At 38.0% G+C, this 16,002-nt stretch carries 20 protein-coding genes; 3 read left to right on the forward strand and 17 right to left on the reverse strand.

Annotated elements, in window-relative coordinates; translation table 11 throughout:
• Positions 1-105 precede the first annotated feature (105 nt).
• The 6 genes from OLW01_RS12250 to rpsF all read right to left on the reverse strand — a co-directional run bounded on the left by OLW01_RS12250 (position 106) and on the right by rpsF (position 4,472).
• Positions 106-2,259, reverse strand: a complete 2,154-nt coding sequence (locus OLW01_RS12250; RefSeq protein WP_268074200.1) for a response regulator — start codon at positions 2,257-2,259, stop codon at positions 106-108.
• Between the two features lie 191 nt (positions 2,260-2,450).
• Complete coding sequence (locus OLW01_RS12255) at positions 2,451-2,837, reverse strand: MerC domain-containing protein (protein WP_268074201.1); 387 nt, start codon at positions 2,835-2,837, stop codon at positions 2,451-2,453.
• 212 nt (positions 2,838-3,049) lie between these two features.
• Positions 3,050-3,502 carry a 50S ribosomal protein L9 gene (rplI, locus tag OLW01_RS12260; RefSeq protein WP_268074202.1) on the reverse strand — a complete coding sequence of 151 codons (453 nt, stop codon included), beginning with the start codon at positions 3,500-3,502 and terminating at the stop codon, positions 3,050-3,052.
• A 34-nt stretch (positions 3,503-3,536) separates the two neighbouring features.
• Positions 3,537-3,764, reverse strand: coding sequence for a 30S ribosomal protein S18 (gene rpsR, locus OLW01_RS12265; RefSeq protein WP_017443714.1), 228 nt, complete (start codon positions 3,762-3,764; stop codon positions 3,537-3,539).
• Positions 3,765-3,774: 10 nt separating this feature from the next.
• Positions 3,775-4,083 (reverse strand): primosomal replication protein N, encoded by a 309-nt coding sequence (priB, locus tag OLW01_RS12270; RefSeq protein WP_268074203.1) that lies wholly within the window; start codon positions 4,081-4,083, stop codon positions 3,775-3,777.
• Positions 4,084-4,085: 2 nt separating this feature from the next.
• Entirely contained in the window at positions 4,086-4,472 is a 387-nt protein-coding gene (rpsF, locus tag OLW01_RS12275; protein WP_268074204.1) for a 30S ribosomal protein S6, read from the reverse strand.
• 246 nt (positions 4,473-4,718) lie between these two features.
• On the opposite strand from rpsF, the gene OLW01_RS12280 reads away from it, so the two are divergent.
• Entirely contained in the window at positions 4,719-5,357 is a 639-nt protein-coding gene (locus OLW01_RS12280; protein ID WP_268074205.1) for a fused MFS/spermidine synthase, read from the forward strand.
• A 16-nt stretch (positions 5,358-5,373) separates the two neighbouring features.
• Positions 5,374-6,249: a spermidine synthase gene (locus tag OLW01_RS12285; protein ID WP_268074206.1), complete on the forward strand. Its 876-nt coding sequence runs from the start codon at positions 5,374-5,376 to the stop codon at positions 6,247-6,249.
• A gap of 308 nt (positions 6,250-6,557) precedes the next feature.
• Here OLW01_RS12285 and OLW01_RS12290 read toward each other — a convergent pair whose 3' ends face one another.
• Both OLW01_RS12290 and OLW01_RS12295 read right to left on the reverse strand, forming a co-directional pair.
• A complete protein-coding gene (locus OLW01_RS12290) occupies positions 6,558-6,986 on the reverse strand; it encodes a helix-turn-helix domain-containing protein (protein ID WP_268074207.1) in 429 nt (142 codons plus the stop codon).
• Positions 6,983-7,294, reverse strand: coding sequence for a type II toxin-antitoxin system HigB family toxin (locus OLW01_RS12295; protein ID WP_268074208.1), 312 nt, complete (start codon positions 7,292-7,294; stop codon positions 6,983-6,985). Before OLW01_RS12295 ends, OLW01_RS12290 begins: the two co-directional genes overlap by 4 nt.
• A 226-nt stretch (positions 7,295-7,520) precedes the next feature.
• Between OLW01_RS12295 and OLW01_RS12300 the strand changes: the two genes are divergently transcribed.
• Positions 7,521-7,841, forward strand: coding sequence for a hypothetical protein (locus OLW01_RS12300; RefSeq protein ID WP_268074209.1), 321 nt, complete (start codon positions 7,521-7,523; stop codon positions 7,839-7,841).
• Between the two features lie 220 nt (positions 7,842-8,061).
• Here OLW01_RS12300 and OLW01_RS12305 read toward each other — a convergent pair whose 3' ends face one another.
• From OLW01_RS12305 to hfq, 9 genes are all read right to left on the reverse strand, one after another.
• Positions 8,062-8,313: a hypothetical protein gene (locus tag OLW01_RS12305; RefSeq protein WP_268074210.1), complete on the reverse strand. Its 252-nt coding sequence runs from the start codon at positions 8,311-8,313 to the stop codon at positions 8,062-8,064.
• Between the two features lie 255 nt (positions 8,314-8,568).
• Positions 8,569-9,450, reverse strand: a complete 882-nt coding sequence (locus OLW01_RS12310; protein WP_268074211.1) for an AbiJ-NTD4 domain-containing protein — start codon at positions 9,448-9,450, stop codon at positions 8,569-8,571.
• Between the two features lie 702 nt (positions 9,451-10,152).
• Positions 10,153-10,467 (reverse strand): peptidylprolyl isomerase, encoded by a 315-nt coding sequence (locus OLW01_RS12315; protein WP_268074212.1) that lies wholly within the window; start codon positions 10,465-10,467, stop codon positions 10,153-10,155.
• Positions 10,468-10,553: 86 nt separating this feature from the next.
• On the reverse strand, positions 10,554-11,870 hold the full coding sequence (locus OLW01_RS12320) for an adenylosuccinate synthase (protein ID WP_268074213.1): 1,317 nt from the start codon (positions 11,868-11,870) through the stop codon (positions 10,554-10,556).
• Positions 11,871-12,065: 195 nt separating this feature from the next.
• Positions 12,066-12,242, reverse strand: a complete 177-nt coding sequence (locus OLW01_RS12325) for a DUF2065 domain-containing protein (protein WP_268074214.1) — start codon at positions 12,240-12,242, stop codon at positions 12,066-12,068.
• A 90-nt stretch (positions 12,243-12,332) separates the two neighbouring features.
• Positions 12,333-13,211 (reverse strand): protease modulator HflC, encoded by an 879-nt coding sequence (hflC, locus tag OLW01_RS12330; RefSeq protein ID WP_268074215.1) that lies wholly within the window; start codon positions 13,209-13,211, stop codon positions 12,333-12,335.
• A gap of 3 nt (positions 13,212-13,214) precedes the next feature.
• On the reverse strand, positions 13,215-14,393 hold the full coding sequence (gene hflK, locus OLW01_RS12335; protein WP_268074216.1) for an FtsH protease activity modulator HflK: 1,179 nt from the start codon (positions 14,391-14,393) through the stop codon (positions 13,215-13,217).
• A 16-nt stretch (positions 14,394-14,409) separates the two neighbouring features.
• The gene (hflX, locus tag OLW01_RS12340; protein ID WP_268074218.1) at positions 14,410-15,696 is read right to left on the reverse strand and encodes a ribosome rescue GTPase HflX; all 1,287 of its coding nucleotides are present in this window, start codon (positions 15,694-15,696) and stop codon (positions 14,410-14,412) included.
• A gap of 26 nt (positions 15,697-15,722) precedes the next feature.
• Positions 15,723-15,980 (reverse strand): RNA chaperone Hfq, encoded by a 258-nt coding sequence (gene hfq, locus OLW01_RS12345; protein WP_268074219.1) that lies wholly within the window; start codon positions 15,978-15,980, stop codon positions 15,723-15,725.
• Positions 15,981-16,002 lie beyond the last annotated feature (22 nt).

Raw genomic sequence — 16,002 nt, forward strand, 5'->3', positions numbered from 1 at the left:
CTTGTGTATGCTCTGATTCTTTCACAAAGTTGTCACATGAGCAAACAAACTGAATTGATTAATTTATAAAAACAGCAAAAAAGCTTAAATTAAGCTTAATTTATTTTAAACCGTCAAAAAGCGCCGTAATACATTGTACAAATTATCTGCATTTATCGGTTTTGTTAAAAAGCTATCCATTCCTACATCGTAGCAAGCTTGTTCATCAGCTCTGAGTGCGTGAGCGGTTAATGCAACTATCGGAGGTTGATGACTGAGTGTTAATTCACGGATCTGTTTGGTAGCAGACAAGCCATCTAACTTAGGCATTTGTAAGTCCATTAAAATCAGTGAGTAATGATGCTGCTGTACTTTTTCTATCGCTTGATAGCCATCAGCTGCAATATCCACTTCTAACTCAACCACTTCTAATAAATTTTGAATGACTTCTTGATTAATTTCGTTGTCTTCCACCACCAAAATACGTTTACCTGGCCAATGAGCCGTATTAGGTTGTTGTTTTTTACCTAATAAATACGCCGCTAATTGTTGTGCGCTTAAAAAAGCAGGCACAGAATTAAAAAGACCATTAGATTGATGCTTATGCGTATTGAGCAACGCCCAGCTTGAAGGAGGGTTTAGCTGAGGATTCATTTTTAATAAAGCCAAATCGAATAAAACATAGGCCTGAAAATTTTTAGATAATGCGCTTTCTATTTCAGCGTAATTTTCAATTATGCTCAGAGAGACACCCAACTGTTGAGCTAAACAACTATAGTGATGCTGCAGCACTTGGTTATTTGAAATTAACTGAATAGGTTTATGCTGTTCAAGTAAATCTTTATTAATTGTCACCGAGTTATTAGCCGCCAAGCCAATTGGTATTGAAACCACAACACAAGTGCCTTTACCTAACTGACTTTCAATTGCTATTTCACCAGATAATAATTGAACGAGCTTTTTAACAATAGATAAACCAATACCGCAGCCAGCATAATTACGCGCTAAGCCTTTGCTTTGTTGATTAAACGCATCAAACGCCCCATTGACCATATCGTTTGGCATACCAACGCCTGTATCCGTAATTTTTAATATTAACACCCCATCAGTAGATTGCTCTGTTGGCGTATTAAGTAACTGGATATCAATAATAACATGGCCTATTTCGGTAAACTTTAAAGCGTTAGAGCATAAGTTACTTAAAATAGAGTCAAGTGCTTTCACGTCACTTTCAAATCGGCAAGGCACGTTAGCTGCAATATTCATTTCTAACTCTAAACCTTTAGCGTTAGCTTGGGCGCGCCACAATTCGAGTTTATCCGATAGCAATTGAGTAAATGAAAACGACTTATGATAAATAACGACTTTATCTTGCTCTAAATCGGCAAACTCTAAAATAAAATCCAAAATAGCCATTAAATCTAGGGCAGATTGCTCTGCTTTTTGTACATGCAGAGCATCAAAATGGCGTTGGTTTTTCATGATATTTAACATGCCTAAAACCCCATTTAGCGGAGTTCTCACTTCGTGGCTAATGTTGGTTAATAATTGAGATTTTACACTATTGGCATGCTCGGCCTGCTCTTTAGCGATAATAAGCTGATTAGCGCTACGCTCTTGGCGTTTAAATAAGCGAACAATTTGCGCTTGAGTCGGTTTTACAATATAAACCACAATTAAAACGATCAATATCAAAGTGATCAGCCATATCGCCAATAAAGTTACTTTAAGTACAAATTGCATATTTTCAGCTTGCTGCTGATAAACAGTTACCACTTGTTCCAAAGCGATCAAAAGCTGCTCTAACTTATTGCTATTAAATAATATTTGATAATCACGCTGTTCAGATGAACCTTGATTTAAAAATAATTGAACATCGGCTGAAAGCTGCTCAACAAAGGACTGAATAGAGCGCACGGAAGGCGTTTGAAATTGATTTACTTTCAGTTGGTTTTCATCAGATAAAATAGTTAATGCGCTTGCTTGAGTTAGTTTTAAATAGCCCAGGTTAAATTCTGCTAAGGTATTTTTAATATCCGGCACATTAACAGTATCTAAGTTTCGTTGGCGCAGATCTAATATTTGATAAGCTTGTAGATTAATTTTTTGCGACAACATTCGCTGTCGACCTGCTAAATTAATATAAGAGGCAAATTTGGTTTGTTGGTAAAGTACATATAAAGAGGCAACAGTAGAGGCACTGATTGATAAAATTAGCAAAACTATTACTAATTTATATTGCCGTTTAATTCGTGAAAATACCGGTTTATTCTTCACCACAGCCAAAAATCTCCCTCGCTTTAATTATTATTCATCCTGCACTGAGTGTAGGTAAATTATAAGAAAATTTCGAGGTGTTTTACGTGAATAAACAAAAATAAAAACTTAATTGAATTTAAATTGGGTAACAGACCGGAAGAAACGACTAAAAATATGATTTAATTTCAGGAGATAATAAACTCACGCCGCACTTAACAACTTTTACAGCTACGGCATAATTTCACATTCATAATATGTGCAAAGACAATTAAACCCGCACCGACACCAATTAAATAAGGGTGAAGTCCCTCACCAAAAGAGTCTTTGAATGAATAAATAAAACCGCCTAACGCAAGACAATAAAGCGGGTAAAGCCTTTTATGATAACGTTGATAACCAGTATAAAGCGCAATAAACCCTGCGACCATAGAGATAGCTAAAACAATATCTTCAAATACATGTTCGCCAATAAATGACAAACCAATCAAGGGCAATACAGGAATTAATAGAGGCAAAAATACACAATGAATAGCGCATACAGTCGCAACTGTGATGCCCATTTTGTCTAATCTATTATTTTGATTTAAATCAGATTGCATTTTTAAACTCCCGCTTTTGATAGGTTATAATATAACACAGGGGCAAATGTGATGCTATAACATTTTGGCATAGACTTAATAGGTAAACTAAAAATGCATTATAAAAAGCAAGGGTAAGCTAATCAGAAAAAGTAGGTATAAAAACAAAAACACCGTTCAGCAAAACGGTGTTTTCAGGGTTTCTTGAATCTTGGGTACAGGGTATCTAGCTATTAAGCTTCAGCAATAACTTCTAGCTTGATAGTTGTAAAAACGTCTGCGTGTAATTGTAAATCGATATCGAACTCACCAGTAGTACGGATAGTACCAGTTGGTAAACGAACTTCAGATTTAGCAACTTCAACACCAGCTGCAGTAATTGCATCAGCAATATCGCGAGTACCGATAGAACCGAATAATTTACCTTCGTCACCCGCTTTAGAAGCAATAGTAACGCTAGATAATTCAGCGACTTTCTCAGCGCGAGCTTCTGCTGCGGCTAATACTTCGCCTAATTTAGCTTCAAGTTCAGCGCGTTGCTGCTCGAAGTGTTCAACATTTGCTTTGGTTGCAGGTACTGCTTTTCCTTGAGGGAAAAGGAAGTTACGAGCATAACCAGCTTTAACTGAAACTTGGTCGCCAAGCGTACCTAAGTTTGCAATTTTATCGAGAAGAATGATGTTCATCTTGCTACCTTAAAATAACTATTAAACTTAGCGATTAAGCGTGTAAATCAGTGTACGGTAATAAAGACAAGTAGCGAGCACGTTTGATTGCGCGAGCTAATTGACGTTGATACTTAGCACTGGTACCTGTAATGCGGCTAGGGACAATTTTGCCACTTTCAGTCACATAGTTTTTTAAAGTAGCGATATCTTTATAATCGATTTCGCTAACGCCTTCAGCCGTGAAGCGGCAGAATTTACGACGTCTGAAATAACGAGCCATTGGCTTTCTCCTAATCTAATCTTTCAATTTGTTTGGCATGTATAACTAGCTGAGCAACACCACTTGCCATTTCTTGGCGCTGGATAAAACCTGTTACTCTAATTGCCATGCCTAACTGTAAATTGTTGGTTTGCGTTGTTATAGGTTGTCCGCTTGCTATCACTCGGATTTTACACCAAACTCGTCTGACTAAACCTGCTTCTAATTGCTCAGAGCTATGCTCTAACACCAGATAACAATGTTCAATGCCGGCTGGGCTGGTTTTTCTAACCGGTTGACTGGCAATTTGGCCAGCTATAACCAAGCTATTCTCAAACACGCTTATTCAGCAGCTTGAGCCTTGCTTTCTTCAGCTTTTTCACTACGCTCTGGACGACCACGACCTGTTTCTTCTTTCTTCGCCATAGGTGAAGCTTCAGTAACGGCAGTTTTAGTACGCATAATGATGTTACGTAATACTGCATCGTTGAAACGGAAAGCGGTTTCAAGCTCTTCCATTGCAGCAGTAGTGGCATCAGCATTAATTAAAACATAGTGAGCTTTATGCAATTTTTCGATTGGATAAGCTAATTGACGACGACCCCAGTCTTCCAATCTGTGAATTTGTCCACCAGCATTAGTGATGATGCCTGAATAGCGCTCAATCATGCCAGCAACTTGTTCACTTTGGTCTGGGTGAACCATAAATACGATTTCGTAATGACGCATTGTTGCTCCTTACGGTTAGTTAGCCCCGAGAACAGCTCAGTCAAACTGCCTATGGAGGCAAGGAACTGTGAATAGTGACTGATTTGAGGCCGCGAATAGTACAGTAAGTAACCAAGGAAGACAAGCAATAAAACGCCCAGTTACAAATTAATAAACCTCAGTAACTTAATGTTAAATTTGTGTTTGATTATTCAATTGTTTAAGCTCAATATCTCTACAATAAATTCTAGTGAGTCGAAACCAACAATGCGTAAACTTGTCATTATTTTATTAGCCTTTTGTGCTGGCTTTTCAATCATGTCTTTTGAATTATTAGGTGGTCGAATGTTAGCGCCATTTTTTGGCAGCAGTGTTTATGTATGGGGTAGTATTATTACCGTATTTATGTTGGCATTATCCTTGGGTTATTTAATAGGTGGTAAGCTGTCGCTCAATTCACCTAATTTAAATAAATTTGCGATAATATTTATTAGCGCGGCGATCAGTTTATTGCCCGCAATTTATTTTGCAGAGCCTTTATTTGAATTTGTGTTTCAATATATTGAAGACCCAAGATACGGGTCTCTGGTAGCCGCCAGTTTAGTATTTTTAATCCCCAGCATTATTTTAGGCATGATAGCGCCTTACTCAGTTAGGCTATTAACCGTATCGGCCGACTCATCAGGCCAAACCGCGGGCTTTTTATATTTTGTTTCTACCCTGGGCAGCGCAATAGGCACCATTATGACCTCTTTTTATTTAGTGCTTTGGATGGAAGTAAATCAAATTTTATGGCTCATCTTTAGCATTTTATTAAGTGCCGGTTTAATTGCTTTTTGCCACTCGGTATTACTCAATAAAAGTACCAACAAACCAAATTTAAACGCAGCCGTTTCTAACCAATAATTTAAAAGGATTTTTTATGCTTTTACGCTTTATTATTTTGGTCATCACCATACAGCCGTATTTTTTATTAAACGCTGAACAAATACATAAATCACGTTCAATTTATCGCAACGTGGTTATCACTCAAGATGACAATATTCGCTGTATGCGCTTTGAAACCCGCAGACGCCAAGTAAGCAATCAAACCTGTATTGATTTAGACGACAAAAACAACTTGGTGTTTGAATATGCGCACGGTACTTTGGCCGGCTTATCACACAACCCAGCACCAGAGCGTATCCTTATTTTAGGGTTAGGTGGTGGCACTTTATCTAACGTGCTACACCAAATTTCGCCAAATAGTGAAATTATCGCAGTTGATATCGACCCTGTGGTAAAAGACCTTGCAGTTGAATACTTTGATTATCAGGAAAACAACCAAGTTAAAACCGAAATTAAAGATGCCCGTGTTTATGTAAAGCGAGCGCTACTAAACAAGCAAAAATTTGATTGGATTATTTTAGATGCCTTTAATGGTGATTATATTCCCGAGCATTTAATGACCAAAGAATTTTTGACTGAAGTTAAAAAGCTCTTACCCAAAAATGGCTTAGTCACCGCTAACACTTTTAGTACCAGTGATTTGTATGATTACGAATCAGTCACCTACCAAGCTGTATTTAGCAAATTATATACCTACCAGACCCCAACTAAAGGCAACCGCATTATATACGCCTGTAATTGCGAAGCCTTTGATTTTCCACGAACGATCACCCCGGCATTAGAGCAAACCCTAGCGCAGTTTTCAGTTGATTATTCAGACGTATCAAGCGAGATCACAGATAAGATCAACTGGGATGAAGACAGCGAATTATTAACCGACCAATATTCACCGGCCAATTTGTTGAAATAATCCAACTTCGATAACTCATTCTTCCGCAACTCAAATCTTCACGCGCTGTAGGTTGGAACGAGCCTAGGCGAATCCCAACATTTGGTGGTGTTAAATCGTATTGTTGGGATTCACTTTGTTCAGCCCAACAATATGATTAAGTTGCGGCTTCACGCAACCTATTCTTATTTATTATTATCCTCTTAAAGTAGTTATAACGCCCGCCTGATAGGCTTGCTACTATGCAAATTAAGCCAAATTTACCACTTAATACGGTAAACCAAAAAAATCTAGAACGCTGAATGCAGCAAATCGTGTTGATGCATTTGTTAAACGCAGCCAAAAAACAATGCAGGGCTGATATTATATTTAGATGAAATGGCTTGAATATGCTCTTTTGTCAGCTTACGAGAACCGTTAAGGATCATTGAAACCAAACTTTTACCACCAATGACATCTTTTAGGTCATCAGCTTTAAGTTGATACTGATCAATTAATACACGCAGTGTTGCCACCCCATCATCTAAATTCTCAATACGAGCATTAAACTCTGCAAATTCATCTGCACTGTCTTCCCAACGCTCGATAGATACCTCTAAAACCTCAATTAATGGTTTGTAAATATCGTACTCTTTAATAAGATCTTCCATTAACGCCAAAGCTTCAGTATATTCTTCTTCTGTTGAAATATGACTAACAAAACTAGCCATTGAAAATAATTGTAATGCTGTTGATTTAATTTGATTAAAATTTTTCATTTCGACTCCTTTGCGTATTTGGTGCATAGCTTGTCATATTCTGCATGAGGAACAATATACTTAACAAACATTCTATTATCTCGAAACTCGATAAAAGTCATTAATCGTAAATTATTCCCACCGATATCAAGAACATACCACTTATCTTTATATTTAAAGTTGTCTAAGCTTGGATAAAAATTTTTCATCTCCAGTGGATTTGAAAAATTATTATTTTTTAATGATTTATATAATGCATCAATTGCTGCAGCATCATTCGGATATTTTTTCGCAGCATCACTAAATGGTTTTCTTGATATTACGTGCATAAACACCCCTAAGTTCACTATATGTGAATATAGCACCTACGAGGAAAGTTCACAAGTTGTGAATTTAAAAAGGAGCGTTTACGCCCTACTATGGGACTGATAAGTTGTTTGTTATAACCACGACATACGCTCAAAGTCAAACCATGGGGAACCCATAAGACAGGCACACCTATTAAATCCGGTTCGTAAAGCTGAGTTATTACCCTTTGTTAAATCAAATCAAGAATTGGCACCTAACTTTAAACGGGATACCAGTCATATTCCATTTTCGTTAATTGATTATGTAGAATTAGTCGATTGGACCGGTCGTCAAATCCAGCAGAATAAACGTGGGTTTATTCAATCTAATATCCCTTCCATTATCCAACGATTGGGCTTAACGGATGAATCTTGGCTTGAATTTGCCAATGCCATTGAAACAAATTTTAGCCATTCCATTGGTCAGACGGTTCAATTACAACACTATGCTAAAATCTATTCCAATACGGCCAAATCTCACCAGTCAGCAACTAATCCATACACGACACTAAACATATCAACTAAATGACTGCCATGATGAAAAACTTTATTAATAAAAAACAGAGAGCTCAAAGAAAAAATAAATAACTGACTGTTTTTTATTATTTTTTATAGATAGCTGGCTTTTAAATTGCTGGCTTGTGACGTGCAAGGGTGCACTAATGCTGTGACTGCAGGATGCAGAGAAACGGCCCAACAATAGGATTAAGTTGCGACTTCGCGTAACCTATTCTGATTTATTAGGTAAATTACACCCTGAACTTTAAGTAATTTCTTACTGAGTAGTAAAAACATATAAAAGAAACAATAATTTTAGGAGCTACAACAATATAAAACATTAATGGCTCTTCTGATAAGTAATATCTGCCATTACGCCCTAAAGCATAACCATCAACGATATTGAAGTATGTCAATACGGAAAACACTAAAGCAACAATGAGCAATATTGAGTTGTCTCGAATTAAAAACTTTTTATCAATTTTATCTTTTGATGTATTCATAATTCTCCGTGTTAACCTATTTACCTAAAAAAACAGCTCAAGTAAAGAGCCTTGGCGCAGCTCTAAAACATCCGGTATTCAACAGGCATTAAACTCAAATTATCTGAAAAACGAGGGACTATATTCACTCAGAGACGGATGGATAAAAGTCCATTATCCTAAATAATTGTTAGATGAAACGCCCTCCGAGGTCCCGCATGCAGTGTGTAGTGGGGGTTAAAGGCTAGTACTCTTGGCTACCCGATTAGCAGCCAATTACTGCTTCCTAGCAATTATAGTTCTGATAAAAGCCGCTGACATATGTAACGCTAATTCAGCATCCATTTCATCAACACCTGACATTTTATCACTACCATGCCTTACTGCTGGTTCTGCATTCGTATAAGCATAAAATTTCTCAAAAACAGTGATTAGCATAGGAGAAATAAGCTTTTCTTTTTTCATCGCTTTTAATGAATTACCTAGTGTTGCGCAGTTAGGGTAAATAGCTTTACAAACACTTTCAACAGCACTGACAGATTCCTTAATTGAGTTTTCAGGATCCTTACTTGGGCTCAAAATGAAAGAACGAGCTTTAGAGTAATGTACTCGTGCAGGTTCAAACTTGTCCTGTAAAGCAGAATCTATAGCTGATACTCTAGTTTCAAGATCTTTAGGAAGTGATGTTTGTAACTTACCTGCTTCATTTAATTTCCATTGTATTTTATGTTGAGAGAACAGCTCATTTACTTTTTGTCTATATGAGGGAAATAGAAATGATTCAAAGCGTGAGCTATCGAAAGTAGTGTTATAATCGATTTCTTTTTCTTTAACTTTTATAGCTACAATTTCCACAAAATCATAGAATTGATACCACTCTAACCCTGTAATTCTGCACTTTAGTGAATCCCAACAAGTCCATGAATCATAATCTTCAGAATCAGTTTCTTGTCCGTTTTCAGCGCACAACCTTCCAATTAAGTCTTTTATTCCAATAGGTTTTGATTCAGTGTTTTTCTGACGACTATCGCCATCAATATATAAAAGTGGCTCTAGGATGTTTAGGAAAAATAGGTTTTTTAACCACTTTGGGGCATCGTTACTGATAGGTTCATTTTTATATTCAGGGTCGAATCCAAATCTATGGGAAAACTTCATACTTATCCTTGACTGCTAACACTTTAGTATTCATGCACACGTAGTTTGTGTGAATGAATCATTTGTTGAACGGGTAAACTACGCTGTTATCTGGTTTGATTTATGCTACATAGGCTAGAGTAATTTGCTTTTTTAAGCTCAACTAGCATGGCAGGTTATTTCCTTGTTGTTTAAGTCTTATCAATCCATTTAACTTGAATTTTCGCGTTGTATTAACGGTAATTTAAGCCAATGAGCATAGTTATTGCAACTTTATTTTTATAGGCTCAGCAAGGTCTAACCCAACTCAACGGGCTTTAGTTTTACTTTCCTGGTTTGTCTGCTTTGTCTTATTAATTAACAGATCTTCAATCATACCTTGATAAGGATCTGATTCTCGCTTATTCATGATGTTTGTTTATGTCGGCTTACGCGCCCACGGCGCTAAACCGACCTACACGAATTACGCCAATTTAATGTGTTTATGAATGCTCGAATTAAATGTTCCCAATAACGTCTTTGCCAAATACCGCCTTCGCTTCTACAAAACATCTTCGATAATGCACCTTTAAATTCTTTTTTAATTAACCTGCTATATCATTATAGAATCAATATAGGCTCGTGCATTATTAAAATCGATTTTTGGGGTTCGCTGCGCTCGGCCTCACCTACTTTTTAAACTTATGCCGACATCGTCGGATGCGCGCTACGCGCTTATCCGACCTACCTTAGAAAGTTGATTTTGATGAGGTGGTAGCCGAATTTGGTTTTAATTGGGCCGACTATTTCGCCTATTTTTCCGTTAAATACGGCGTTTTCAAATGGTTTTACCATAACACCGCGCTTAAATTCGCCTAAATCTCCGCCTTTTTTAGCACTAGGGCAATTTGAATATTTTCGGGCCAGCATTTCAAATTTAGCACCCTTTTCAAGCTGCTTTTGCGCTTCGGCTATCCTGTCTGGGTTACGGCTTAAAATGTGCTGAACTGTTGCATATTGAGGTTTAGTGCTCTTTTTTGCGCCGGCGTATAAAACCATGGTGGATCACTCTTAGCTAAGTAGGATTAAAAACAAAAAAGCCAGTTATTAAACTGGCTTTTAATTTATTCAATATTTAATTGAGTTTATTCTGCGAATGGGTTTCGCACAATCATTGTTTCATTACGATCTGGGCCTGTCGAGATAATATCAATTGGCACTTCTAAAATCTCTTCTATGCGCTTGATATAATCTTTCGCTGCTTGAGGTAATTTATCGTATTCAGTCACACCAAAAGTGTTATCGTTCCAGCCTGGCATTGATTCATAAACAGGTGTTACTTTTTCATAACCTTCTGCTGCCATTGGCGGTACTGTGCTTACTTTGCCATTTTCGTCTTTGTAGCCAATACAAATTTTAACTTCTTTTAAGCCATCTAAAACATCAAGTTTAGTTAAGCAAAAGCCAGTAATTGAGTTAATTTGCACAGCGCGGCGCATCGCAACCGCATCTAACCAACCAGTACGACGTAAACGACCTGTAGTCGCACCAAATTCATGGCCTTTATCGCCTAAATGTTTACCAACTGGATCTTGCTTATCAAGCCCATCATAAAGCTCTGTAGGGAAAGGGCCTGAACCAACACGTGTGGTATAAGCTTTAATAATGCCTAATACGTAATCTAAGTAACAAGGGCCAAAACCACAACCTGTTGCAACGCCGCCTACTGTCGTATTTGATGATGTAACAAATGGGTATGTACCATGGTCAATATCTAATAAAGTGCCTTGGGCGCCTTCAAATAAGATAGATTCACCATTTTTACGAGCTTGGTCTAAAACTTCAGTTACATCAACAACCATATTAGTTAAAATGTCACGATAAGTTTTAGCCGCTTCAAGTACTTCTTCGTACGAAACAGGCTCAACTTTATAATAATTAACTAAGGTAAAGTTGTGGTACTCAAGTACTTCTTTTAATTTTTCAGAAAATTGAGTTTCACAGAATAAATCGCCAACACGTAAACCACGACGGGCCGCTTTATCTTCGTATGCGGGACCAATGCCACGACCTGTTGTACCAATTTTATTGTTGCCACGCGCAATTTCGCGTGCTTGATCAAGCGCAACATGGTAAGGCAGAATCAATGGACATGCTTCACTGATTTTTAAGCGTTCTTCTACCTTCACGCCACGTTGCTTAAGTTTGTTCATTTCTTCAAGCAAAGCTTCGGGAGATAAAACAACCCCATTACCAATGATACAAGTTACGTTGTCACGTAAAATACCTGATGGAATTAGATGTAAGACAGTTTTTTCACCGTCAATAATTAAAGTATGACCCGCATTGTGGCCACCTTGATAGCGAACTACATATGCAGCTTTGTCGGTAAGTAAATCTACTACTTTACCTTTTCCTTCATCACCCCATTGGGTGCCTAGTACTACGACGTTTTTACCCATGATTCTTGTGTCTTTTCATAAAAGCAGGCCGCGGATTCTACCAATTTGTGCTGCTAAGATCATTAAATAATGTGAATAATTTTTCAGCTTTTATGGGTTTTTAGTTTTAATTGGCTGATTTAGAGTGAATTCAACATGTCAAAACATTTTGTTAAAATGATTAATACCTGATGTTAACGAGTGGTCAGTCGTAACTTAATTTAAAAAAAGCAAAATAGCGCCTATGATAAGCAACACACCACCAACCCATCTTAATTGATTTTCTGGCATGTTTGATAACTGGCGTAAATAATCTTGCCAGGCTTTAGGCACTAAAAATGGCCCTATTCCTTCAATAATTAATACTAAAGCTAACAATTTAAAAAAGTCCATGCGCGGTACCTGTTTGTTGATACAAAAAACCCCGAGCTAAGTCGGGGTTTTAATAGCCATAATGGCGCTTAAATTAAATAATCGTAAACTTTAATCAGCGTTTGTTTGCTTCATGTATTTAAAGAATGAGCTGTCAGGTTTAACTAACAATACATCACCTTTATCTTTAAAGCTGGCTTTATATGCATCTAGACTACGTAAAAACGAATAAAACTCTGCATTTTTATTGTAAGTATCAGCATAAATTTTAGCAGCTTGCGCATCACCTTGACCTCGTAAGGCTCTGGCTTCACGCTCAGCATCAGCAATCATTATGGTAATACGAGAGTCGATATCAGCTTTAATGAACTCAGCTTGTTCTTTACCTTGAGATCTATGCTCTGCGGCAACCGCATTTCGTTCAGCTCTCATTCTATCGTAAATGTAGCTGCTTACCTCTTCTGGTAAGTTAATCTTTTTAACTCGAACGTCAACCACTTCAATACCCAACTCATCAGCGCTTTCTGCTAGTAATGACAAGGCTTTTTCCATGAGTTCGTTACGTTCACCTGAAACGATTTCAGCAATAGTACGTGCACCTATTTCACTCCGTAACCCATTGCTAAATTTACGGTCAAGTAATGATTCGGCGTTTGTTTTAATACCGCTGGTTTTCAGGTAATAAGTTTCAAAGTCTCTAATTCGCCATTTAACATACGAATCAACAATTAAATCTTTTTTCTCTGATGTTACAAAACGATCTGCTTCACCATCTAACGTTTGAATTCGTGCATCTAAAATTCGAACCTTTTCAATTAAAGGTATTTTCAAATGCAAACCTGGTTCATAAATAACCGTTGTATTTTGACTGTCGCGCTTCACTTTACCAAATTGAATAACGATGCCACGCTGGCTTTCATGAATAACAAATACCGATGAATAAAGCACTATGCTCAAGATAACGGCCACTGCGATAGCTAAATTTTTCATTACTTATCGACCTCCCGAAAAGCGGTTTGAATCTCGAATACCTGAGCCCCGAGAAGAACCAGAAGATTGATTAACAGGCGGTGAATATTGGCCCGATTCAGGCGGCGCATTTTTGTCTGTTTTAACGCCTGCTTGTCGTTGCTTATCCATAATTTTATCTAACGGTAGATAAATCATGTTACCGCTGCCTTCAGAATCCAGTAATACTTTAGTCGTGTTACTGTACACTTCTTCCATCGTGTCTATGTATAAACGCTCACGAGTTACTTGTGGAGCTGCTTCATATTCTGGTAGTAGCTTTTCAAAACGAGCGACTTCACCTCGAGCTTCTAGCACAACGCGAGAACTATAAGCTTTTGCTTCTTCTTCCATTCGACGAACTATACCACGAGCTTCTGGTTCACGCGCTTTGGCGTAAGCTTGAGCTTCTTGGATATAACGGTTTTCATCTTCCTGAGCAGCAATTGCATCATCAAACGCTGGTTTAACCTGCTCTGGTGGGCGAACCGCTAAAAAGTTCATATCGACAACTTGTAAACCAAGGTGATACTTTTCAATGGTTTCTTCAAGTTGACGCCAAGTTGCTTGACGAACTTCTTCACGACCTGTGGTTAAAACGTTATCCATAGTAGAATGACCCACTACATAACGCAGCGCACTATCCGTTGCCTGACGTAAGCTATAAATCGGCTCGGTCACACTAAATAAGAAGTTACGCGGATTTTCAATGCGATATTGAACTTCCATCTCAACTAAAACCACATTTTCATCTTTAGTTAGCATTTTACCGCTAGAGGTTAAAGATGAGATGCTTTCAACATTCACTGCAGTGACTTCATCAATAAATGCAGGCTGCCATTGTAAACCGGGATCTATAATGCTGTGGAATTGACCAAATCGTAGTACTACACCACGCTCTGCTTCTTTAATGGTCGATAGGCCTAAATAAGCCCATACTAATAAAAGGATAACCGCAACTAAAATCAGACCAGCGCTACTAAAGCCGCCGCCACTTTTATTTCCAGACGAATTATTATTGCCACCTTTACCGCCAAAAGCCTTACGGATTTTGTTCATGGTGTCGTTATATATTTCATCTAAATCAGGTGGACCTTGGTCTTTCCCCCCTTTATTACCCCAGGGATCTTTATTGTTACTATTACCCGGTTCGTTCCAGGCCATGAGACACTCCAACTATTTAATTAATAATAAACTTGTTTAATTGGTCTTGGTTATTTTTTAATAAACGATTCCACTCATCTGTGGGTAAGCGTATATCAACTAACCAGTTCCCTTCTTCAGTATAAGATTCATTTTCAATGCAATTTAAGCCAAATAAAATACCGCGCCATTGTTGCTCTGAAGGTGGAATAGAAAGTGTAAACTCTACCATTTTACGAGCTAAGCTTTCAGTAAGCGCTTGTAATAATAGCTCGCACCCTTCGCCTGTTTGCGCTGATAGCCATATGCGAATAATGTTCCCTTCATCATCTCGATCGATGTGGGGTTTGATATCTTCTAGCTGATCTATTTTATTGTATACTAGAATTTGAGGCACATCATCTGCTTCAATTTCTTCTAATACTTTATTAACGGCTTCAATGTTTTCACCCCGGCGCTCATCAGCAACGTCAATGACATGCAATTGTACATCAGCGTCTCGGGTTTCTTGCAAAGTAGCTTTAAATGCTGCGACTAAATCATGCGGTAAATGTCTAATAAAGCCAACTGTGTCGGCTAATATTGTTTTCCCCACATCTTCAATTTCAATTTTACGCAAAGTGGGGTCAAGCGTGGCAAATAATTGGTCTGCCGCATACACTTCTGCTTCGGTTATTCGGTTGAATAACGTTGATTTACCTGCGTTGGTATAACCCACTAATGAAACGGTTGGAATATCTGAACGTTTACGCGAGCGTCGACCTTGATTACGTTGTTTTTCAACTTTTTCAAGTCGCCTTTGTATGTTTTTGATTCGTCCTCGAATTAACCGTCTATCCGTTTCAAGCTGGGTTTCACCCGGGCCACGTAAACCGATACCGCCTTTTTGTCTTTCAAGGTGAGTCCAACCTCGAATTAATCGGGTTGAGATATGTTTAAGCTGAGCCAATTCAACCTGCAAATTGCCTTCGTGCGTTCGGGCACGTTGGGCAAAAATATCCAATATTAAACTGGTTCGGTCTAATACTCGACATTTAAAAATTGCTTCAAGGCTTTTTTCTTGCGACGGGCTTAGTGCATGGTTAAATATAACCACGTTTGCCTCTAGAGCCTTGACGGTCTGCTGAACTTCTTCGGCTTTACCTGTGCCAATAAAAAATTTGGGATCAGGCTTTGCTCGAGATGCCGTAACTACAGCAAGCGTTTGCACGCCTGCTGATGATACTAACAATTTAAGTTCTTCTAAATCTTCTCTGGCTACTTCGTCATCTAAATCAACATGAACGAGTACAGCTTGCTCACCTGCTTTATATCTATCAAACAAGCAATAATCTCCGTTCTACCATTAATTTATTCGCCTTCTGATTCGTTGTTATAACTCGTTTGAGTATTAGGGTTCGTTTGGAAAGGTCGTGATGGTACAACCGTTGAAATCGCGTGCTTATATACCATCTGGCTTACCGTATTTTTTAACAGGATAACAAATTGATCAAATGATTCAACTTGTCCCTGCAGTTTGATCCCATTTACCAAATAGATAGAAACCGGGATCCTTTCTCTACGTAAAGCATTTAAAAAAGGGTCTTGTAACGATTGTCCTTTGGCCATAATCGGCTCCTTATTGTTTTTA

This window comes from Catenovulum adriaticum, from assembly GCF_026725475.1.
Lineage (GTDB): Bacteria > Pseudomonadota > Gammaproteobacteria > Enterobacterales > Alteromonadaceae > Catenovulum > Catenovulum adriaticum.

Coding starts and splice junctions, on each gene's coding strand:
- OLW01_RS12320 (WP_268074213.1), bottom strand. CDS start 11,870: ATGGGTAAAAACGTCGTAGTACTAGGCACCCAATGGGGTGATGAAGGA.
- OLW01_RS12315 (WP_268074212.1), bottom strand. CDS start 10,467: ATGGTTTTATACGCCGGCGCAAAAAAGAGCACTAAACCTCAATATGCA.
- OLW01_RS12295 (WP_268074208.1), bottom strand. CDS start 7,294: ATGCACGTAATATCAAGAAAACCATTTAGTGATGCTGCGAAAAAATAT.
- OLW01_RS12305 (WP_268074210.1), bottom strand. CDS start 8,313: ATGAATACATCAAAAGATAAAATTGATAAAAAGTTTTTAATTCGAGAC.
- hflC (WP_268074215.1), bottom strand. CDS start 13,211: ATGAAAAATTTAGCTATCGCAGTGGCCGTTATCTTGAGCATAGTGCTT.
- rpsR (WP_017443714.1), bottom strand. CDS start 3,764: ATGGCTCGTTATTTCAGACGTCGTAAATTCTGCCGCTTCACGGCTGAA.
- rplI (WP_268074202.1), bottom strand. CDS start 3,502: ATGAACATCATTCTTCTCGATAAAATTGCAAACTTAGGTACGCTTGGC.
- OLW01_RS12310 (WP_268074211.1), bottom strand. CDS start 9,450: ATGAAGTTTTCCCATAGATTTGGATTCGACCCTGAATATAAAAATGAA.
- hfq (WP_268074219.1), bottom strand. CDS start 15,980: ATGGCCAAAGGACAATCGTTACAAGACCCTTTTTTAAATGCTTTACGT.
- OLW01_RS12290 (WP_268074207.1), bottom strand. CDS start 6,986: ATGAAAAATTTTAATCAAATTAAATCAACAGCATTACAATTATTTTCA.
- OLW01_RS12255 (WP_268074201.1), bottom strand. CDS start 2,837: ATGCAATCTGATTTAAATCAAAATAATAGATTAGACAAAATGGGCATC.
- OLW01_RS12285 (WP_268074206.1), top strand. CDS start 5,374: ATGCTTTTACGCTTTATTATTTTGGTCATCACCATACAGCCGTATTTT.
- OLW01_RS12280 (WP_268074205.1), top strand. CDS start 4,719: ATGCGTAAACTTGTCATTATTTTATTAGCCTTTTGTGCTGGCTTTTCA.
- rpsF (WP_268074204.1), bottom strand. CDS start 4,472: ATGCGTCATTACGAAATCGTATTTATGGTTCACCCAGACCAAAGTGAA.
- OLW01_RS12325 (WP_268074214.1), bottom strand. CDS start 12,242: ATGGACTTTTTTAAATTGTTAGCTTTAGTATTAATTATTGAAGGAATA.
- hflK (WP_268074216.1), bottom strand. CDS start 14,393: ATGGCCTGGAACGAACCGGGTAATAGTAACAATAAAGATCCCTGGGGT.